This window comes from Mesorhizobium sp. P3_B5 (assembly GCF_056402815.1).
Map to the genome: position 1 here is coordinate 183,778 of NZ_JBFUGR010000008.1, position 21,277 is coordinate 205,054.

General features: G+C 64.1%; 16 protein-coding genes. 1 reads left to right on the forward strand and 15 read right to left on the reverse strand.

Annotated features, from left to right (window positions below; all coding sequences use genetic code 11):
• Positions 1-7: 7 nt before the first annotated feature.
• The 8 genes from AC1DVW_RS20980 to AC1DVW_RS21015 all read right to left on the reverse strand — a co-directional run bounded on the left by AC1DVW_RS20980 (position 8) and on the right by AC1DVW_RS21015 (position 9,884).
• On the reverse strand, positions 8-1,990 hold the full coding sequence (locus tag AC1DVW_RS20980) for an ABC transporter permease (RefSeq protein WP_477325571.1): 1,983 nt from the start codon (positions 1,988-1,990) through the stop codon (positions 8-10).
• A complete protein-coding gene (locus AC1DVW_RS20985) occupies positions 1,987-3,066 on the reverse strand; it encodes a quaternary amine ABC transporter ATP-binding protein (protein WP_477325573.1) in 1,080 nt (359 codons plus the stop codon). The genes AC1DVW_RS20980 and AC1DVW_RS20985 overlap by 4 nt, the downstream gene beginning before the upstream one ends.
• Before the next feature lie 76 nt (positions 3,067-3,142).
• On the reverse strand, positions 3,143-4,117 hold the full coding sequence (locus AC1DVW_RS20990) for an ABC transporter substrate-binding protein (protein WP_477325575.1): 975 nt from the start codon (positions 4,115-4,117) through the stop codon (positions 3,143-3,145).
• Positions 4,118-4,585: 468 nt separating this feature from the next.
• Positions 4,586-5,371: an SDR family oxidoreductase gene (locus AC1DVW_RS20995; RefSeq protein WP_477325577.1), complete on the reverse strand. Its 786-nt coding sequence runs from the start codon at positions 5,369-5,371 to the stop codon at positions 4,586-4,588.
• A gap of 8 nt (positions 5,372-5,379) precedes the next feature.
• Positions 5,380-6,144 (reverse strand): SDR family oxidoreductase, encoded by a 765-nt coding sequence (locus tag AC1DVW_RS21000; RefSeq protein WP_477271677.1) that lies wholly within the window; start codon positions 6,142-6,144, stop codon positions 5,380-5,382.
• A gap of 125 nt (positions 6,145-6,269) precedes the next feature.
• Positions 6,270-7,778 carry a sugar ABC transporter ATP-binding protein gene (locus AC1DVW_RS21005; protein WP_477243362.1) on the reverse strand — a complete coding sequence of 503 codons (1,509 nt, stop codon included), beginning with the start codon at positions 7,776-7,778 and terminating at the stop codon, positions 6,270-6,272.
• Positions 7,779-7,810: 32 nt separating this feature from the next.
• The gene (locus AC1DVW_RS21010) at positions 7,811-8,749 is read right to left on the reverse strand and encodes a substrate-binding domain-containing protein (protein WP_477243363.1); all 939 of its coding nucleotides are present in this window, start codon (positions 8,747-8,749) and stop codon (positions 7,811-7,813) included.
• Positions 8,750-8,900: 151 nt separating this feature from the next.
• The gene (locus tag AC1DVW_RS21015; RefSeq protein WP_477325718.1) at positions 8,901-9,884 is read right to left on the reverse strand and encodes an ABC transporter permease; all 984 of its coding nucleotides are present in this window, start codon (positions 9,882-9,884) and stop codon (positions 8,901-8,903) included.
• Between the two features lie 425 nt (positions 9,885-10,309).
• Here AC1DVW_RS21015 and AC1DVW_RS21020 point away from each other — a divergent pair, with 425 nt between their 5' ends.
• Positions 10,310-11,272, forward strand: a complete 963-nt coding sequence (locus AC1DVW_RS21020) for a sugar-binding transcriptional regulator (protein WP_477325579.1) — start codon at positions 10,310-10,312, stop codon at positions 11,270-11,272.
• A 23-nt stretch (positions 11,273-11,295) separates the two neighbouring features.
• Here the strand turns inward: AC1DVW_RS21020 and AC1DVW_RS21025 are convergent, their stop codons facing one another.
• From AC1DVW_RS21025 to AC1DVW_RS21055, 7 genes are all read right to left on the reverse strand, one after another.
• Entirely contained in the window at positions 11,296-11,841 is a 546-nt protein-coding gene (locus tag AC1DVW_RS21025) for a hypothetical protein (RefSeq protein WP_477325581.1), read from the reverse strand.
• 116 nt (positions 11,842-11,957) lie between these two features.
• The gene (locus AC1DVW_RS21030; protein WP_477325583.1) at positions 11,958-13,451 is read right to left on the reverse strand and encodes a xylulokinase; all 1,494 of its coding nucleotides are present in this window, start codon (positions 13,449-13,451) and stop codon (positions 11,958-11,960) included.
• A gap of 20 nt (positions 13,452-13,471) precedes the next feature.
• On the reverse strand, positions 13,472-14,794 hold the full coding sequence (locus AC1DVW_RS21035; protein ID WP_477325585.1) for an NAD(P)H-dependent oxidoreductase: 1,323 nt from the start codon (positions 14,792-14,794) through the stop codon (positions 13,472-13,474).
• 258 nt (positions 14,795-15,052) lie between these two features.
• Entirely contained in the window at positions 15,053-17,083 is a 2,031-nt protein-coding gene (locus AC1DVW_RS21040) for a dipeptide ABC transporter ATP-binding protein (protein ID WP_477325587.1), read from the reverse strand.
• Positions 17,076-17,954: an ABC transporter permease gene (locus AC1DVW_RS21045; RefSeq protein WP_477325589.1), complete on the reverse strand. Its 879-nt coding sequence runs from the start codon at positions 17,952-17,954 to the stop codon at positions 17,076-17,078. The genes AC1DVW_RS21040 and AC1DVW_RS21045 overlap by 8 nt, the downstream gene beginning before the upstream one ends.
• On the reverse strand, positions 17,951-18,904 hold the full coding sequence (locus AC1DVW_RS21050) for an ABC transporter permease (RefSeq protein ID WP_477243379.1): 954 nt from the start codon (positions 18,902-18,904) through the stop codon (positions 17,951-17,953). The genes AC1DVW_RS21045 and AC1DVW_RS21050 overlap by 4 nt, the downstream gene beginning before the upstream one ends.
• Positions 18,905-18,906: 2 nt before the next feature.
• The gene (locus AC1DVW_RS21055) at positions 18,907-21,240 is read right to left on the reverse strand and encodes a molybdopterin guanine dinucleotide-containing S/N-oxide reductase (protein WP_477325719.1); all 2,334 of its coding nucleotides are present in this window, start codon (positions 21,238-21,240) and stop codon (positions 18,907-18,909) included.
• Positions 21,241-21,277: the final 37 nt, after the last annotated feature.

Consider the following 21,277-nt stretch of genomic DNA (forward strand, 5'->3'; position numbering starts at 1 on the left):
TCTCAGCCTACCCCAGCCTTGCCCTGGCCTTCGCTGTCCAGGCATTGAACAGCCGGTCGGCGACGATGCCGATGAAGGCTATGGCGAGGCCGGCGACGATGCCGCGGCCGGAATCGGCCTTGGACAGCGCGATGAACACCTCCTGGCCGAGATCGCGCGTGCCGACCATGGCGCAGATGATGATCATCGCCAGCGCCATCAGGATGGTCTGGTTGACGCCCAGCATGATTTCAGGAAGCGCCAGCGGCAATTGCACGCGAAAGAAGGTCTGGCGTGGCGTGCAGCCCGAAACCTTCGCCGCCTCGATCAGTGCCGGTGGCACCTGCCTTATGCCGTGATTGGTGTAGCGGATCGCCGGCACCACGGCGAAGGCTATCGTTGCGATCATCGCCGTGACGTCGCCGACCCGAAACAGCATCACCACCGGAATGATGAAGCAGAAGGACGGCAACACCTGCAGCGTGTCGATGACCGGCGTGACGATCTTTTCGAAGCGGTCGCTGCGTGAGGCCATCAGCCCGATCGGAATGCCGATCAGGCACGCGATGAAGGCCGAGATGCCGCAGAGATAGACCGTTGCCATGGTCTTTTCCCACAGGCCGGTGATAGCGCAGAAAGCGGTTAGCGCGGCCACCAGAGCGGCGAGCCGCAAGCCGCCGAGCTGGTAGCCGGCGAGGCCGAGCAGGGCTACCGCGCCCAGCCATGGAAATCCTTCGCAGAAGGCGCGCACCGGGTTCAGCACGTTGAGGATCAGCGCGACGCGAAACGCTTCGATCGTGTCGAAGAAGTTGATGGTGATCCAGCTCACCGCAGCCTTCCACAAAGGCGCGGTGGTGAAGGTGATCGCCTTCGGCACCGCGGCGAAGGCCGGCACGAACAGGCCAAGTAGCGTGGTGATGGCAAGAATGAGAACCGCCAGCGTCAGATTGGGATAGCGCCGCCAGAAGCGCGGGCTAGCCTCCTGATGCACATGGCCCTTGGCGTGGTTGTGGGCGATCGCCTGGCTCAGCCGGTCAAGCGCGATGGCCAGTGCGACGATGGCGAGACCGGCCTCCATCGCTTCGCCGACCTTCAGTGCCCTAAGCGCCAGAAGCACGTCGTAGCCGAGGCCGCCGGCGCCGATCATCGAGGCGATGATGACCATGTTCAGCGCCAGCATGATCACCTGGTTGACGCCGACCATCAGCGTCGGCCGCGCCGACGGCAAAAGCACGCGCCACAGTTTCTGCCGCGCCGTGCAGCCGGCCATTTCGCTGAAATCGTCGATCTCGGAGGGCACCCGCGACAGGCCCAGCATCGTTGCCCGCACCATGGGCGGCGTGGCGAAGATGGCGGTGGCGATCATCGCCGAAACCGGGCTGTTGCCGAACAGCAGCAGCATCGGGATGAGATAGGCGAAGGTCGGGATTGTCTGCATCAGGTCAAGGGCAGGGGAGACGATCAGTCTCTCGGCCCATGGCTTGCGCCACGCCCAGATGCTGGCGAACAGCCCGGTGACGATACAGAACGGCACGGCGATCGAGATCAGCCCGAGCGTCAGCATGGCGCTCGTCCATTGGCCGAACAGCGCGATGTAGAGAAAGCAGCCGCCAACCAATGCGCCGAGTTTTCGGCCGCCAGCAGCATGCCCGGCAAGGAAGGCGGCGGCGCAGACGCCGACCCAGGACAGGCGCGGCAAGACGTAGGCGTCGGCGCCGTGACCTATCTTGAAATTCTTGGCCAGAAGGTTGAGCGCGAAATCGAGGGGAACGCCTAGCACCGCGGTGATCGACCGCGTCAGCCAGGACAAGTTCAGCTTGATCCAGCGCATCAGCGCGCTGACCCAATCGGCGACTGGAACGATCGCCTCGGCCGGATAGTTGACGGCCCAGGGCAGACTGTCCTGCAGCAGGAACACCACCAGCACGGCGGCGAGCGCTGCGGCCCAGACCAGCAGCCAGAGCTGGATCGGGCGAGGCCTTGCAGCGCTGGCGCTTGCCGTCACCGTCATGCGGAGGCTCCGGGGCGCTCGATGCCGGCCAGAAGATCGATCACCGCTTGCGGCGTCACCTCGCCGATCGGCTTGCCGCTGCCATTGACCACCGCGAATGGCTTGCCGGCCGAAACGATGCTGGCCGAAAAGCTGGCGATCTTGGCATCGGGCGAAACCGTGCCGCCATGCTCGGAGCCGTCGCAGGCCCGCATCAGGCTGCGCGCCGAGATCACCTTGGCGCGGTCGACGTCGCGGGTGAATTCGGCGACATAGTCAGTCGCCGGGTTGACCACCAGCTGTTCCGGCGTGCCGATCTGGATGACCTCGCCGTCCTTCATGATGGCGATGCGGTCGGCCAGCCGTATCGCTTCGTCGAAATCATGGGTGATGAAGACGATGGTCTTGTGCAGCATGGTCTGCAGCCGCATCAGCTCGTCCTGCATCTCGCGGCGGATCAGCGGGTCGAGTGCCGAGAATGGCTCGTCGAGGAACCAGATTTCCGGCTTGGTGGCGAGGCTGCGGGCGATGCCGACGCGCTGCTGCTGCCCGCCCGAAAGCTCGCGCGGATAGAAATGCTCGCGGCCGCGCAAGCCGACGAGTTCGATGACTTCTTGCGCCCGTTTTTCGCGCGTCGGCCGGTCCTGCCCCTGGATGCTGAGCGGGAAGGCGATGTTCTCCAGCACGTTGAGATGCGGCAGCAGCGCAAAGTTCTGGAACACCATGCCCATGCGGTGGCGCCTGAGTTCGATCAGCGCCGCATCGGAGATTTTGAGCAGGTCCTTGCCTTCGAATTCGACCTTGCCATGGGTCGGCTCGACCAGCCTGGACATGCAGCGCACCAGCGTCGACTTGCCGGAGCCGGACAGCCCCATGATGATGAAAATCTCGCCCTGGCGTATTTCGAGGTCGACGGCACGCACCGCGCCGACCAGTCCGGCAGCAGCGACATCCGCCATGCTGGCCTTGCCGTCGCGCGCACGGATGAAATTGGCCGCGTTCGATCCGAACAGCTTCCACACATTGCGGCAGGCAAGTTTTATTGGGCGGGTATCCGCGCCCATTGAGGCCGCACCCTGTTCAGTCGTATCCGTCATTCGTTCGTCCTTCTGGAATATCAAGAATTGAGACCCGGCCAATCAACAGCCGGGTCCCATTTTCCAGTCGGAACGATCACTGCGCCCAGGCTTTCCAGTCGGCTTCGTGGGCTGCGATCCAGGCGGCGGCAACCTCTTCCGGCGTCTTGCCGCCGAGATCGATCTCGCCGCTCATCTTGTTGAGCTCGTCAGTGTCGACGGTGTAGGCTTTCGCCACCTTGTAGGCGACCGGCCACTTGTCCTTCATGCCGGACCAGGAATATTTCCAGATCTCGCCATGCGGCTTGCCGCAGTCATATTTGGCATCGGGGTTCACGCCCCATTTCGGGTCGTTGTAGCACTCGGGCGTGTATTCGGGGAATTCAACCCACTCGCCCTTGTACTTGGCCGGCGCCCAATGCGGCGAATAGATCCACAGCATGATCGGCGCCTTGCGCTGATAGGCCGAATCCAGTTCGGCAAACATCGCCGCATCGGTGCCGGCATGGATGACGGTGAAGGGCAGTTTCAACGCTTCGACGCGCTCGTCGTCAAAGCCTTCCCAGGTCACCGGCCCACCGAGATAGCGCCCCTTCGGGGCTGTCTCCGCGGTCGAGAAAGCCTCGGCGCATTTCGGGTCCTTCAGCGCTTCCCAGTTCGGCAGGCCAGGGCATTTTTCCTTCATGTATTCGGGAAACCACCACTCTTCCTTGGCCTTCGGTCCGAGCTTGCCGAGGCGCTCGGTCTGCCCGGTCGCGTCGGACGCTTTCATGGCTTCGCCGGCCGTCGTGTCCCAGAATTCGAGGCCGACATCGAGATCGCCATTGGTGAGGCCGGTGGTCAGGCTGGAGAGATAATCGGCGGTCGGATATTCGACCGTGTAGCCGAGCTTTTCGAGAATGCCGCCGAGGATCTTGGCGTTCAGATTGACGCTGGTCCAGTCGAACAGCGCGATCTTGATCGGGTCGTTGGATTCAGGCGCGGCCGCCTGGGCCGAAGATGTCAGTGCGCTTGCCGCGGCAAGTGCGAAGGCTCCCATTGATAGTTTCGAAATCACACTCCGAAATGACATGCTTGTTCTCCTGTCAAACCACGTGGAAGTTCTCAGTCGTTCCCTTCTTGCGTCTTTTCTTGATTGTGTTGGGAAAGCTCGTCGTTGCGCAAGGCCGTTGGCACCATAATGCCGCCGGCGTTGAAGCCGGCGCAGAGGGGTGGTGCCCAATTTCGTGAAAATGTCGTGCGGGACGAGACCGCGTCATGGCTGCCGACGGATTGCTGCGCAAGCAATCATCCGCGGATCGATCGCCGCTCTTGCGGCGCTCTGAGACGTGCGAGCCATCAAGGTTCCATGATCTCGGCTGTCAGCCTGGCAAGCCCCACCTCGCCAAAGCCGTTTCATGGGATGAAATTATATATACCAACGTTCATCTTGCGCAACGCACAATGCCGTTCGCAGCGCGAAATTCGAACGGCATTGGCTAGTCGCCGACGCTCGCAGCGTCGGCCCGGGCAGGCACTGCTTACGGCGTGAACAGCTTGCTCACGACATGATCAGGCCGCCGTCAACATTGATGGTCTGGCCAGTGATGTAGGTCGCGTCGCTGCTGGCGAGAAAGCTGACCAGACCGGAGACGTCTTCGCCACTGCCGGCACGGCCCATCGGGATGTTCTTCACCCATTCGGCCATCAACTCGCCGGGCTTGTAGTCGCCCATCAACTTGCCCCATGCAGCGTCGTTATAGGCCCACATGTCGGTGTCGATGATACCGGGGCAGATGGCGTTGACGGTGATCTTCTCCTTGGCCACTTCCTTGGCCAAGCTCTGGGTGATGCCGACGACGCCGAATTTCGAGGCCGCGTAGTGCGGCGTGTAGATGAAGCCTTGCCGCGCCTGGCCCGACGCCGTGTTGATCAGCCGGCCGCCGTCGCCATGCTTGCGGATGCGCGCGATGGCCTCCTGGCAGCACAGGAACACGCCCTTGGTGTTGACCGCCATCACCTTGTCCCACTCGGCCTCGGTCATCGCCTCGATCCGGGCGATGGTGATGACGCCGGCATTCTGCACCGAGATATCGACGCGGCCGAATTCTCGTTCGGCCAGATCGTAGAGGGCGGCAACCTCATCCTTCCTGGTCACGTCCATCCGCATCGACGCCACCTTGGCGCCGGCCGCCTTCAGGCTGGCGGCGACCTCGTCGACACGCGGGTCGATTGCGCTGACGACGACGGCAGCACCCTCAGCCGCGAAGCGTTTCGCCATCGCCGCCCCGATGCCGCCGCTGGCGCCGGTGATGACGGCCGTCTTTCCCTCGAAACGCTTCTGCATTCTGCCTCCTACCAACAGACAAAGCCGCCATCGACGATGAGGTCGATGCCGGTGACGAAACTCGCGGCGCGGCTGGAAAGGAACACGGTCGGGCCGACCATTTCTTCCGGTGCTGCCATGCGGCCCATCGGCGTGTCGCGCTCGAAGATCTTCACCTGTTCGGCGACCTCCGGGCGCTTGTTCATCGGGGTCAGCGTATAGCCCGGGCTGACCACATTGACCCGCAGGCCGCGATCGGCCCATTCCATGGCGAGGCTCTTCGACATGTGGATGACGGCGGCCTTCGACGAATTGTAATGCGCCTGGGTCAGGCCGCGATTGACGATCGAGCCGGACATCGAGGCGATGTTGATGATCGAGCCCTTGCGCCGCGTCAGCATGGCGCGCGCCTCGGCCTGACAGGACAGGAACACGCCGCTGACATTGACGTCATAGACCTTCTGCCACTTCTCCAGCGACAGCGTCTCGGCTGCTTCGGCCCCGGCAATGCCGGCATTGTTGACGGCGATGGTCAGCGCGCCGAGCTCTTTCTCGGTGCTCTCGATCGCCGCCGCAAGATCGGCCTCCGAAGTCACCGTGCCGGTCAGTACCAGCGCCTTGCGGCCAAGTGCCGTAATCTTGTGCGCGGTTTCGTCCAACCCGCCCTTGGAGGTATGGCCGAAACAGACGACATCGGCGCCGGCTTCGGCCAGTCCAATGGCGATCGCCTGGCCGATGCCGCTGCCAGCGCCTGTCACCAGCGCTACGTCTCCGTGAAGATCGAATAGTTTCATCGTCGGTTCCCTCTGCTCCAACCGCCGGCCGTCTGAAATGAAGGGGCGCCAGTTGTTGCTGGCGCCCCGCGCGGTCCGGTCCTTGGGAGGATATCACCTGGAGCGCATTGTTCCGATACGTTGCTCTAGCTCGTGGCGAGTTCCATCACCGCGACGTTGCTGGCTTCGCTGCGGTCGAGAATGCCGCGCTGCCGACCGCGGCTCAGCACCAGCACGCGATGCGACAGGCCGAGCACTTCCTCGAGGTCGGAGCTCACCACTACCACCGCCATGCCCGAGCGGGCGAGATCGGCGATGACATCGTAGATTGCGGCGCGCGCACCGACATCGATGCCGCGCGTCGGCTCATCGAGGATGAACACTTTGGGCGGGCGCGACACCCATTTGGCGATGATCACCTTCTGCTGGTTGCCGCCGGACAGCTTGCTCACCGCCTGGCCAGGTTTGCCCTTGACGCCGAGCCTGGCGATGCCGGCCTCGGCGAATTTCTGCACGGCCTTGGGGAACACCCAGCCATTCGGCGCGACATGGTCGAAATTGCCGAACGCCAGATTCTCGCCGATGGTCTGGTCGAGCACCACGCCTTGTGCCTTGCGGTCTTCCGGCACCAGCACGACGCCGGCCTTGATCGCCGCCGCCGGGCCGCTGAGATGCACCGGCTTACCGGCAACGCGCACCGACCCCGATGAAATCGGGTCGGCGCCGGCGATCGCCCGCACCAGCTCCGTGCGCCCGGCGCCGATCAATCCGGCGATGCCGAGGATCTCACCTGACTTCACCGAGAAGGAAATGTTGTTGAAGCTGTGTTCGGGCGAGGACAGGTTCTCGACTTCGAGCAGCGTGTCCGCTCCCGGCGGCGACAATGGCGGAAACATCCGCTCGACCGAGCGGCCGACCATCTGCTCGACCACGGTGCGCACCGGAATATCGGCGCGCTCGTGCCGGGCGACGATGCGCCCGTCGCGCATCACCACCACGCGGTCGGCGATCTGGGCAATCTCGTCCAGCCGGTGGCTGATATAGATGAAGGACATACCTTCCGCCTTGAGCTTGCGGATCTGCTGGAACAGCAGCTCCGTTTCCTCGCCGCCAAGGGCTGCCGTCGGTTCGTCGAAGATCAATAGCTCGGCATTGAGGGCCAGCGCCTTGGCGATCTCGACCTGCTGCTGGGCGGCGATGCGCAGCGTGCGCACCTTGCGCTCCGGCGAGACGTCGAGGCCGAGGCGCTTGAGCTGTGCCGATGCCTGCGCGTTCATGGCCGCGCGGTCGATGCGGCCGCCGCGCATCGGCAGCCGCCCGACATAGACGTTCTCGGCCACCGACAGGTCCGGCAGCAGCTTCAGCTCCTGGTGGATCATGCCGACGCCGGCTTCGATGGCCGCGGCGGGAGAGGCGGGGGAATAGGATTTCCCCCGCCACATGATGGTGCCGGCATCGGGTTTGGTCGACCCGGCAATGATGTTCGAAATAGTGGACTTGCCGGCGCCATTTTCGCCAAGCAGCGCCACGACCTCGCCCGGGCGCACCTCAAAGCTTGCATCGGCCAGGACCTGGACCGGTCCGTAGCTTTTGCAGAGGCCGCTGACGGAGAGCCCCAGATGGGGGCTCTCCGTATGGCGTGGATTCAGGGACATCGTTGCGCTCGTCTGGTCAGGGATACCAGCTCTTAAGGATGCTTGGCGATGAACTGCTCGACATTGTCCTTGGTGGTCAGTGTCGCATCCTGCAGATCTTCGGCGGGGACTTTCTCTCCGGCCACCAGCTTGATCGCCGCATCGACGGCCAGCCGGCCCATGCCTTGCGTCTGCTGCGTCGCGGTGACGTCAAAGACGCCGTCCTTCAGCGCCTTGAGCGCCGCCACGTCGCCGTCGAAGCCGGCAACCCAGACCTTGTGGCCGGGATTGGCGACCTTGACTGCCTGCGCCGCGCCGAGCGCCAGCGCATCGGCCTGGCCGATGACGATCGACACGTCGGGATGCGCCTGCAGCAGGTCCTGCGTCAGCTTGAAGCCTTCGTCCTGGTGCCAGCCTTCACTCCACAGTTCGCCGACCACCTTGATATCGGGGTAGCCCTTGAGCGCTTCGCCGCAGCCCTTCGAACGGTCGACTTCAGGTGTCGTGCCCTTCTGGCCGTGGATGATGATCAGCTCGCCCTTGCCGCCGGCCTGCTTGGCGATGTAGTCGCAAACCGCCTGGGCCGAGGCGACGCTGTTGGTGGCGATGAAGGTGTCGCCAGGCGCGCCATCGGCGTTGCGGTCGACATTGATGACCGGGATGCCGGCTGCCTTGGCCGTCTTGGTCGGCACGGTGGCGGCGGTGGCACCGGCCGGGATGTAGATCAGCGCGTCGATGTTCTGCGTGATCAGATCCTGCACCTGGCTGACCTGCGTCGCCGAATCGCCCTTGGCGTCGACGGTAACGATTTCGATGCCCTTTTCCTTGCCGTAGGCTTCGACCGACTGCTTGATCTGGTTGAAGAAATCGGCCTGCAGATTGGCGACGGCGAGGCCGAGCTTCTTGGCGTCCTTGGCCGAGGCCATGTCGGTGAGGCCAAGCAGCGGGATGACGGCCGCGGCGGCGAGCAAGAGTGAACGTTTGGTCAGCATGTTATTCCTCCGTTGATAAGGTCAATCAGTTCTGCCGGCGCACCCTTGGCGCCCTTGGCCGAACACTCCCAGTTTCGGATCAACCGATCCGTATTCCGCCCGAATATCGGGCGAATCTCATTGCGCCCCATTCTTCATTGTGCCCCGTCCTTCATTGCGACCTTCGCCGCCATGTGTCGGTGGCGACCGCCAGCGCGATCACCACGCCGATCACCACTTGCTGGATGAAGGGCGAGACGCCGAGCAGGTTCAGGCCGTTGCGCAACACGCCGATGATGAGGACGCCGACCACGGTGCCGCCGATCGAGCCGACGCCGCCCGACAGGCTGGCGCCGCCGATCACCACCGCGGCGATCGTGTCCAGTTCGTAGCCGAGGCCGGAGCTTGGCTGGACCGAATCGAGCCGTGCGGCCAGCACGATGCCGGCGAGCCCGGCCAGCACGCCGCAGATGACGTAGACCCAGTTGGTCAGCGACTTCACCGGTATGCCCGAGAGCCGGGCGACCTCGGCGCTGCCGCCGATCGCATAGAGGCTGCGGCCGGTGGCGCGGTAGTTGAGGAAGATGGCGAAGATGATCGCCAGCACGATCATCAGCCCGACCGTGACTGACAGGAAGCCGAAATGGCGGATGATCGACAGGTTGGTGAACCAGTCGGGAAAGCCGACGATCTGCGAGCCGTCGGTGATCATGTTGGCGAGGCCGCGCGCCACCGACATCATCGCCAGCGTCGCGATGAAGGGCGGCAGCCTGGTGATGGTCACCAGCATGCCGGAAACCAGACCGCAAAGGCCGGCGACGACAAGGGCCGCAACGACACCCGCCGCAAGGCCGAGATTGAGATAGTCGGGATGAGCGACATAGCCCATCACCATGGCGGCGAGCGCCAGCACAGAGCCGACCGACAGGTCGATGCCGCCGATCAGGATGACCAGCGTCATGCCGATCGCCATGATGCCGAGCACGGTGATCTGGTCGAGCACGTTGAGGATGTTGCGCATGGTCAGGAAAGTGTCGGTGGTCAGTGTCAGCGCCAGGCAAAGCAAGAGCAGGCCGATCAGCGGTCCCATGGTTCCGGCAAACAGCGCCGAAAGCCTGGCGCCCGCTGCGGCCTGCGCACTGGTGCCGGCTTTCAACTCGCTTGTGTCGTTGCTCACAGCCAATTCGTCTCCTCCACCCAGCAAAATGGCGATGCCTCGCCATCCGCCTTGTTCACCAGGCACCTCCCTGTGAACAATTTATCTTTGATATGCAATTTTGTTCAGCTAAACCGGTCATCGGAAAATTGTCAAGGCCTGCCGCTTCATTCGACGCCGGTTTGCGCTGCAGTTCGGTTTGGCTTACGAAAGGGCGCGGAATGTCGAGTTTTAAGTGCGGATTTTCTCTTTCGATCATTTTAGCCGGCTGAACAGCGGCGGGCGGCCAAGACAAAGTAAATGTTGACTATTTCGGGTTTCATTTCGCGCGGCGATAGGTCGAGGGACCCCAGACGGTTGCTCCGTTTGCAAATGCCGGTTGAAAAGCATGGGGCCGCTACGCACGGCTGCGGGAGGACAAAAAGATGGCGGTGATGGAGAACGAGAAGGCCTCGCGCTTCCCGGACGCCGAGCTCAAGGCGCGGGCGGCGTGGCACTATTATGTCGAGGGGCTGACGCAGGAGCGCATTTCCGAAATCCTCGGCATCGGTCGCATCAAGGTGCATCGAATTCTTTCAGCCGCCCGCGAGGAGGGCATCGTCCAGTTCCGCATCCGCGACAGCGTCGTCGAATGCGTGGTGCTGGAGGAGAGCCTGAAGCAGCGTTTCGGGCTCAGCCAGGCCGTCGTGGTGCCGTCGGCCGCCGACAGGAGCAATGCGCCGCTGATGATCGGCCACGCCGCAGCTACCTATCTGGCCGACAATGTGAATGCCGGCGATGTCATCGCACTCGGCTGGGGACGGACGCTGAAATTCGCCATCAAGGAACTGCCGCGGCGGCCGATCGCCAGGACGACGGTGGTGTCGATGCTGGGTGGCCTCACCCACGCCCAACCGCTCAACCCGACCGAAAGCGCCTGGGAGTTCGCCGAAAAGATCGGCGCCGAGTGTTTTCTGCTGCCGGTGCCGGTCTATGCCGACAGGCCGGAGCAGCGCGACGCCTTCATGAGCCAGCGCAGCGTTCAGGATGTCGTCTTTCGCGCGCGCCGGGCAAACATAGCCGTGCTCAGCGTCGGCTCGTTTTCCAACGAGAGTCCGATCGCCAATTACGGCTTCATCAAGCCCAGCGAGCTCGAGGAATTGCAGGCCGCCGGCGCCGTTGGCGACATTCTGTGCCATTTTGTCAACGCCGAGGGTCGCCCGGTCGACCACGAGGTCAATCGGCGGGTCTGTGCCTATCCGCTGCAGGATCTGTCGGAGATTCCCAACATCATCCTGGTTTCAGGCGGCCAGGAAAAAATCGCCGTCATGCGGGCAGCGCTCGCCAGCAACAAGATTTCGGTGCTGATCACCGATGAGGATGCGGCCAAGGGCCTGCTCAACGGCTGAACGTTGTCTTCCGCAGAGGCGCTTCAAAATTCGCAGGGCTTGGGGCGCCTGCCAGCCGACCAGTTTGCCAGCGACTTCAGCGTGAACTTTCCTGCGATCGGCTTGCCGTCGCTCAGATCCTGCGAGGCGACGCCTTTGCCGGTGAGGTAGTTGATGTCGCAACTGCCGAGCGTTGTTTCGACGCTGCCGTCAGCCTTTTGCACGTTCCAGTCCCAGTAACGGCTGAAGCCGGCGACCAGAAATTTGCCGCTGCGATAGACGATCGTCAGCGTCTCCTCCCATGATTTGCCGGCGCCGCAACCGAAACAGGAGGTGACGGTCAGCGAACCCTTGCCCTTGGCCGCAAGCTCGAGAACCCGGCCCTCGGTAACGGCTTTCTTGACGAAGGTCGGCTTGCGCGACGGATCGAGCTTTTCGTCACCGGCGCCCAGATAGATGGTAAGCACCGCTTCGCCGCTGTCGGGATCCTCCATCACCACGGCCCGATCCATCCGGCCGTCATGGTCCATATCGAGCGACACCTGCAACGGCGCGTCGGCCGGCGGCTCATTTTGCGCGAGCGCCGACATTGGGACTGCGGCGAGGGCAACAATCCAAAGCAGGGCCGCAAGATGAAACGCTGTCTTCATGAGCCAGCGATTCTAGCATTGGCTGGACAACACGCAATATCGGCGGCGCGCGGGGCTCACGCCGGGGCGTTGCCGAGCCTTGTGTGGATGTCGCGCGTCGCCTGATAGAGGTCGCGGTAGATTACCTTGCGGGCGCGGTAAAAGGGCACGAGATCATCGACAGGGTCGACATGCCTGGTGGGTGCCGCCGTCATCGCCTCTGCCGCCGCCTCGGGCGAAGCAAACCATCCGATCGCGCAAGCCGCCAGCATGGCGGCGCCAAGGGCGGCGGCTTCGTTGACCGGCGAAACCGAGATCGGCCGTTCGAGCACGCTGGCCATGATCGCCATCAGCAGCGCCGAATTGGTGCCGCCGCCGGCGGCGATCATCGCTGTCGGCTTGCCACCGGTCTGCGCTTCCATCGCCCCGGTGGCGATGGCTTGCTCGAAAGCGATGCCTTCCAACGTCGCGCGGAAGAGATGCGCCGGTTGGTGGTCGAGCGACAGGCCGACAATGGCGCCGCGCGCCGCACCATCCCAATACGGGCTCATCACGCCGGCCCAATAGGGCATGACCAGCAGGCCGTCGCTGCCGGCGGCAACGTCGACCGCCGCCTTCTCCAGCACTGCCGCGGATGGCGAGCCGGTGGTGCGCACGATCCAGTCGACCAATTGCATGCCAGAGCGCAGCACGGTTTCCAGCATGAACCCCGAACCGGTCGGTGAGACCAGCGTGCGAAACGCATCCGACGTGGTGACGGTGCCGGAATAGCAGCCGCTGACGACGCCGGAACCAAGCGAAAGATAGGTCTTGCCCTCGCCATGGACGCCCGTGCCGAGGCCCATCGCCTGGCCGTCGCCGGCGCCGGCAACGACCGGCGTGCCGGCCCTCAGCCCGGTCAGTCCGGCCACGCTTTCGCTAAGGCCGCCGCAAACCGCGCCTGGCGCGATAAGGTCCGGCAGTTGCTCCGGCCGCAGCCCCGCGGCCGCGACAAGCTTGGGATGCCAGGTGCCATTCGCGACGGCGAGAAGCCCGAGCGGGTCGGCACTCGCGGTGCTGGTGACCAGCCGTCCGGTCAGCCGGTGGACGAAGAAGCCGTGCACGTCGACAAGTGCCGCTGCCTGGTTGAGCGCCTGCGGCTGGTGTTCGGCGAGCCACGCAATGGCATAGAGCGCCGGCGTCGGATCCGGCGGCTTGCCGCTCCAGTCGCGGATGGCCTCGCGGCCGAGGTCGGCCGACAGCCTTGCCACCTGCGGGCGGGCGCGTTCGTCGAGCCACAGTATGGCCGGAATGAGCGGCTTGCCGGCATGATCGATCAGCGTGAAGGTCTCGCGCTGGTGGGCGATGGAGATGGCCGCCACCCGCGCAGCACCAACCTTGTCAGTGACCTGCTTCAGCGCGCCAAGCAGCGCCGCCCACCAATGTTCGGCGTCCTGTTCGAAATGGCCGGGTCTCGGATTGGAAAGCGGATAGGCCTCGCGCGCCTGGAACAGTTCTTCGCCGTCGCGCGTGAAGGCAATCGCCTTCACGGCCGTCGTCGAGGCGTCGATCCCGATTACGACATCGTTCATCAGGCGGAGATCCGGCGGCGTCAGGCGGCGTTGGTCACGAACCGTCCATCCGACTGGTCGAGACGACGGCGGATCTGGGTTATCACCATCGAATCGTCGGGTACACAATTTTCATAGGTCAGGAAGTCGCCGGTCTTGACCGGCTTGACCACCTTGGCGCGTTCGGCAAGGCCGAGCGGCAGGGCTCCTTTGGCGCGCGCGTCCTCCCAGGTCATGGCGAAGCCACGATAGTCGTTCTCGCCGATCATGCCGAGCGATTGTCCCTGGCCAAGATCGCTCTTGGCCACAGCCACCGCCTCGGCGACCGGATGGTCGAGCGGCTCCATGTCGGCGCGCTTGTAGACCACGGCACGCGCCGCCGACAGCGGCACTTCCAGGCTGGTCAAATGATAGGGACGGAAGATCGTGAAATAGGGGCCTTTGCCGACCTTGAGGTCGACCATGCGCTCCAGCACGCGCGGATGCCTTGTCTCGATGATGCAGAACACGCCGGGCGCAACGCCCTTGCCGATGGAGTAGTCGACCACGCCCTTGCGATGCAGCACGCCGCCATCCTCGCGCGGACAAAGCACGCTGGCAAGTTCGTCGAGCGTCGCCGTCGGGCCGTGCATGCCGGGCACGTCCGGCACCAGGCCGGTGGCGTTGGCGATCGCCACCATCTCAATCGCGGTCTTGGAACCGTCGACGAATTCGACCAGCATGCGCGCATTCATGTTGCGCTCGGCCGCTTCCTTCTCGTAGTCGGCCGGCATGGCGTCGATCTTCAGCGGATTGTTCTTGCCCTTGCCGGCGGCGATGATGTTGAAGCCGAGGCTCCTGGCAAAGCCGATGATCTCCAGCGTGCAGGCGGGTTCGTCGCCGGCCGCCCCGGTGTAGACGACGCCGGCCTTGCGCGCTTCTTCCTTGAGGAAGCGGCCGATGGTGATGTCGGCCTCGACATTGAGCATGACGATATGCTTGCCGTTCTTCATCACTTCGAGCGCGAACAGCGTACCGATGTTGGGATTGCCGGTGGCGTCGATGATGACGTCGATGCGGCCGGCCGACGCCAGCGCATGCAGGTCTTCGGTCACCGCGATCTTGCCGGCCTCGATGGCGCGATCAATGGCTGAGGCATTGGCCGCCTGCACGATGTCGGAACGGTCGTGGCCCGCGAGCAAGGCCGCATCGATCGCCGCTTGCGGCCTGACCTCGGAAATGGCACCGATCCGCATGCCCGGCATCAATGCCACCTGAACGACGATGTCGGTGCCCATCTGCCCGGCGCCGGCGAGACCGATGGTGATAGGTCCCTGCTTTTCAGCGCGCTGCAAAAGTTCCGCTGCAAATTGCGGATGGGACATGTCGCTTCCTCCAGTTCCTGACGCGCCGCAGCGTCGAGATCATCATTTTGAACATTCCTATTTCCAAATGAACAATATTTCAACCAGCAATTTGGCAGTAGCGGCAGGATTCAAATCTGGGTTGGACTCTACGCGGCGATGGAAAGCCTTTGATGCCGGCAGGACAGAGGGGGGGGCGCGACAGAGCGCTACGGCCTGTCGTTTTCGGAAGGCGACCGTGCCTTCATGATGGCCGATTGAGCCGCGTAGGGACCGCGGTCAGGCCGGCTCCGCTTGCACCACCTGCTTCTGCAATCTCGCCAGTTCCGCATAGGGAATGTGGCAGCGGATCGTGTGGCCGGGCTGCGCCTCGGCCAACGGCGGCTCCTGCAGCTCGCAGATCGCGCCGATCTTGCGCGGGCAGCGTGTGTGGAACACGCAGCCCGACGGCGGGTGGGTGGCGCTGGGGATTTCGCCATCGAGGCGAATGCGCGACGTCTCCGTCTGGTCGAGCTTGGGCACCGCCGACAGCAGCGCTTCCGTATAGGGGTGATGCGGGCCGGAAAAGACGTCCTCGGAGGGCCCGAGCTCCATGATCCGCCCGAGATAGAGTACGGCGATCTGGTCGGAGAGATAACGCACCACCGCCAGATCATGCGAGATGAAGATGTAGCTGACATCTTCCTTCGACTGCAGGTCGGCGAGCAAATTGAGGATCGCTGCCTGCACCGAGACGTCGAGCGCCGAGGTCGGTTCGTCGCAGACGACGATGCGCGGCTCGCCGGCGAAGGCGCGAGCAATGGCGACACGCTGCTTCAGGCCGCCCGAGAGCTGGCGCGGCTTGACGGCGAGATGCCGGTCGGTAAGCCGCACCGAACGGACGAGCTCATCGAGGCGGGCCTGCAATGCCGCACCGCTCAAGCCGGCCAGCCGCTTCAGCGCCCGGCTGATCAAATGGCGGATCGAATGCGAACGGTTGAGCGCCGAATCCGGGTTCTGAAAGACAATCTGCATCGCCTTGATCTGGTCAGCGGTGCGACTGTCCAGCCGCGGCGCCAGAGCCTTGCCCTCGAGTTCGATCCTGCCGCCCTCGTCCGGCGGCACCAGGCCAAGCAGCAGCCTGGCGAAGGTGGTCTTGCCGCTACCGGATTCGCCGACCAGGCCGAGCGTTTCGCCGGGCCTCAGGCTGACCGAAACATCCTTCACCGCCCGCAGCGCATGGCCATGGCTGGCAAAGGTCTTGTTCACCCCCTCGACGCGCAATACGGCTTCGGCTGCCGCCTTCGGCGCGGCGACAACCGCATCGCTTGGCGTGGCGCGTGGCAATGACTGCGCCTGTTCGTGATAGTGGCAGCGCGACAGCCGACCACCAAGATCGTAGAGCGGCGGCAATTCGCTACGGCAGCGGTCCGTCGCCAGCGCGCAGCGATCGGCGAAGGCGCAGCCCTTGATCGTGGCACCTAGGCTGGGCAGGAACCCCGGAATGGTGTCGAGGCGGCCCTGATCCTTGCGCTGGCCGCCGCGCGGCAGGCAGCGCAGCAGCGCCACCGTGTAGGGATGGCGCGGATCGTTGAACACGGCCTCCGTCGGTCCTTCCTCGACCAGCATGCCGGCGTAAAGAACGCCGACCCGGTCGCACATGTTGGAGACGACGGCGAGGTTGTGGCTGATGAACAGGATCGAGGCCGACAGTTCCTGGCGCAGCTGTGCGATCAGATCGAGCACTTCGGCTTCCACCGTCGCGTCGAGGCCGGTCGTCGGCTCGTCTAGGATCAGCATGGTCGGGTCGTTGGCCAGTGCCATGGCAATCGCCACACGCTGCTGCATGCCGCCCGACAGCTGGTGCGGATAGCGCTGCATGACGCTGACCGGATCGGAAATCCGCACCCGGTTCAGCATGGCGATTGCCTTGTCGGTGGCGGCCTGTCCCGTAACGCCGCCAAGCTCGAAAATCTCGGTCAACTGGCGGCCGATGCGGATCGACGGATTCAGCGCCTTGCCGGGGTCCTGATAGACCATCGACACGCTTTCCGCGCGGGCGCGCCTGAGCGCTTCGGCGTCGAGCTTCATCACGTCCTGGCCGTCGAGCGAGATCGCCCCGCCGGTGATTGAGCCGTTCCTGGGGAGGTAGCGCACGACGGTCAGCGCCACCGTGGATTTGCCGCAGCCGGACTCGCCGACCAGCCCATAGGCTTCGCCTTGGCCGATGGTCAGGCTGAGGTTGCGCAGCACCGCGCGGTTGCGGCCGCCGACGCGGTAGGCGACGGAGAGGTCTGAGAGTTCGAGTGCGTTGGCGGCCTTCTCAGTCATTGAGCGCCCCTTGCACGCCGTCGGTCACCAGATTGACGCCGATCACCAGCGAGGCGATGGCGAGCGCGTCGAACAACACCGTCCACCAGAAGCCGCCGCCGATCATGCCGTAATTGCTGGAGATCGACAGCCCCCAGTCGGGCGAGGGCGGCTGGATGCCGAAACCCATGAAGCTCAGCGTAGCGACGGCGAAGATCGCATAGCCGAGGCGGACCGTCGTTTCGACCAGGATCGGCGGGATGACGTTGGGCAGGATCTCCACGAACATGGTGTGCAGCGCGCTTTCGTGCCGCAGCTGCGCGGCAGCGACATAGTCGAGCTCGCGTTCGGCAAGCACCGCCGAACGCACGGTGCGGGCGATGATCGGCGCGAAGCTCAAACCAATCACCACGATGACCGTGGTCTTGGACGTGCCGAGCGCGACGATGGCGAGCAACGCGACGATGACCACCGGGATTGCCATGAAGGCTTCGAGGATGCGGCTGATGATGTCGTCGACGATGCCTCTGAAATAGCCGGTGAACAGGCCGAGCGCGGTGCCAGCGATGGTGGCCAACAAGGTCGCCAGAGGCGCGACCGTCAGGATGTCGCGCGAGCCGACGATGACGCGCGAGAAGACGTCGCGGCCAATCTGGTCGGTGCCGAACCAGTGCTCGGCCGAGGGCGGCGCCAGCGCGTTGATGATGTCGTCGGCAAGCGGATCGTAAGGTGCGAAATGCTCGCCGAACAGCGCGCAGGCGACCCAGAACACCACGATGCCGAGGCCGGTGAGAAACGTGCCGGAGCGCAGCAGCGAAAAGAAAACCTCGGCCATGGGGCCGCGCCGGTTGGTATCGTCAGGCGTCGGACGACTGGTATCGATGGTGCTCATTGGTCTGTCCCCAGCCGTATCCGCGGATTGAGCACGGAGTAGAGAAAATCGGCGGCCAGTGTTGCCACCGCATAGACGATGCCGATGGTCAGGATGCCGGCTTCGAGGATCGGGAAATCCTTGCCGCGCGCGGCGGTGAAGATCAGCGAGCCGATGCCTTGGTAGCGAAACAGCGTTTCGATGACGACAAGGCCGCCGATGAGATAGCCGGTCTGCGTCGCAATGACGGTGATGGTCGGCAACAGCGCATTGCGCAGCACATGCCGCCAGATCACCGTTCGCCACGGCAGGCCCTTGAGCACCGCGGTTCTGGTGTAGTCGGAATCCAGCGCCTCGATCATGCCTGAGCGCGCCATGCGGGCGATGTAACCGAACAGCACTAGGAACAGCGGCAGCGAAGGCAGGATCAAATAATAGAGCTGGGTAAAGAAGCCGGCGTTGGGCGGCCATGCGGCGGAAATCGGCAACCAGCGCAGCCAGACCCCAAAAATCAGGATCAGGATGATGCCGGTGACGAACTCCGGCAGCACCGTCACCGAAAGACCGCCGAGGCTGATAATGCGGTCGAGCGGCCGGTTGAGATTGAGCGCCGCGATGACGCCGCCGAGAATGCCGATCGGCACCACCAGAACGAAGGCGACCGCCGCCAGCTTCATCGAATTACCCAGCGCATCGATGACGAAGGGCGCCACTGGCGAGCGGAAAATATAGGACGTGCCCATGTCGCCCTGGATGAAGTTCCAGATCCAGCTGCCATATTGGGTGAGCAGCGGACGGTCGACGCCGAGCGTATGATTGAGCGTGTCGACGGCGCGCTGGTCGGCAAACGGCCCCAATATGGCGCGCCCGACATTTCCGGGCAGCACCTGGCCGCCCAGAAACACCATGATGCTGAGCAGGAACAGCGTGACGAACGACAGGAAAACACGCCGGACGAGAAAGGAGAGAATGGCTAGGACTCCTCATGAAGACCGTTCGGCCCGGGCATGCCGGACACGTCGGGCAAACTCACTGTGGCAGGCGGATCGAATGCTGTCACCGGCGGCACAGCTCCCATAAATCGCGACACCTGGACCAGCGTCGAATTGCAGGTTGGCGATTGGGCAAGGCGCGACGTACCCCGGTCGGGTGTCAGGACATTCGGATTACCATGCTTTTCCAGACTGTGCGATTGTGCTGGCTCCGAGGGGTCGAACCATGTCCCGGTGGGCAATTGCACGACGCCGGGGATCAGGCCATCTGTCAGCACGGCGCCCGCGAGGCATGATCCGCGATCGTTGAAAACGAGGACGACCGCTCCGTCCAGAATACCGCGCGCTGTGGCATCCGCTGGATTTATCAACAACGGCGCGCGGCCCGACACCTTGCCCGCGCGGCTGACCGACCCGTGATCGTACTGGCTGTGGAGTTTGTCGGCTGGCTGCGGTGACAAAAGATGCAGCGGGAACTGCTTGGCAAGATCGCCGCCCAGCCACTCCCGCGGTTCCCGCCACACGGCATGGCCCGGACAGTCGTCATAGCCGAAAGAATCGATCGTCGGCGAAAACAGCTCTATGCGGCCCGACGGGGTCGCCAGCCGGTGCCGATCCGGATCGGCACGGAAGGAGCCAAGCAATGTCTGAGAGGTGACATGCCGGGCAAGCTCGGCGTAGCCGTCATGCCAGAAATGCTCGAATGGCGGCATCTCGACCCCGGCGGCCCCCGCATTGTCCCTGGCCTGGCCATAGAGCAGGCGGATCCACTCTTTGGCATCGCGCCCTTCGGTGAAGGCTTGGCGCACGCCAAGCCGTGTCGCCAGGTCGGCAAAGATCCGATAGTCGTCGCGCGCCTCTTCCACCGGATCGATCGCCTGTTTCATGGCGACCACGAGGTTTTCGCGGTTCGAAAAGGCGAGATCGTTTCGCTCCAGCGGTGTCGTGACCGGCAGCACGATGTCGGCATGGCGCGCCGTCGCCGTCCAGAAGGGTTCGTGGACGATGATAGTCCGCGGACGCTGCCACGCTTCGACGAGGCGGTTCAAATCCTGATGATGGTGGAATGGATTGCCGCCGGCCCAGTAGACGAGCCTGATGTCGGGATAGGATAGTGCGGCGCCGTTGAACTCGAAGGGGCCGCCCGGATCGAGCAGCATGTCGGCCACGCGCGCGACAGGGATGAAGCCTGGCACTCGGTTCGTGCCCTGCGGCAGGGATGGCCATCGAAATCCCATCTCCGGTCGTCCGGCGCCGTTTGTGGATGAATAACCGAAGCCAAACCCGCCGCCCGGCAAGCCGATCTGGCCGAGCAGCGCGGCAAGCGTGATCGCCGCCCAATATGGCTGCTCGCCATGGTCTGCGCGCTGCAGCGACCAACTGACCATCACCATCGTGCGCTTGGCGGCCATTTCCCTGGCCAGCGCGACAATCCTCTCCTCGGCAACGCCGCTCAGGGCGGCGGCCCATGCCGGGTTCTTCGGCTGGCCGTCGGTTTCTCCCAGGACATAGGCCCGCACGACCTCGAGGCCGGTGCAGTATCGCGCCAGAAATGTCTCGTCATGACGGCCCTCGTCGATGAGGACATGGCATAGAGCCAGCATCAGGGCGGTGTCGCTGTTCGGCCGAAGCGGCAACCATTCGGTGTTGACGCCGCGCGGCGCATCGTCGCGCACGGGCGAAACATTGATGAGCCGGGCGCCGTTGCCGACGGCCCTTTGCAAGGCGGCCGCTGCTTCGTGACGTGCCGCACCGCCGCCCTGTATCTGCGCGTTGCGCCAGGGCAGCCCGCCAAAAGCAACGATGAGCTCGCTGTGCCGCTCGATCCCGTCCCAGGTGGAATGATTGCCCGTCAGGCCGTCGGTGCCGCCAAGCACATGCGGCAGGATGATCTCGGCCGCGCCGTAGGAATAGCTCAGCACCGAGCTTGTGTAACCGCCGATCGTGTTGAGGAAGCGGTGGACCTGGCTTTGGGCGTGGTGGAATCGCCCCGCGCTCGCCCATCCGTAGGACCCCGCATAAATCGCGGCATTCCCATGCTCGACGCGAACCCGGTCCAATTCGGCCGCCACGACGTCCAGCGCGGTTTCCCAGGGGACTTCGACAAAGGGTTCGCTGCCGCGCCTGCCACTGGCGCCGGACCTGTTTCCCTCCAGCCAGCCGCGCCTGATGGCGGGGCGGGCAACGCGCAGGTCTCCCTGTACGGTGCCGAGCATGGAGCTGCCGATCGGCGATGGATCGGGATCGCCGCTCCATGGCTCGACGCTGACAAGCCTGCCGTTCTCGGCACCGACTTCGTATGTCCCCCAATGCATGGTGGTGAGCAGGGTCTCGGACTCCTTGGGACACGTC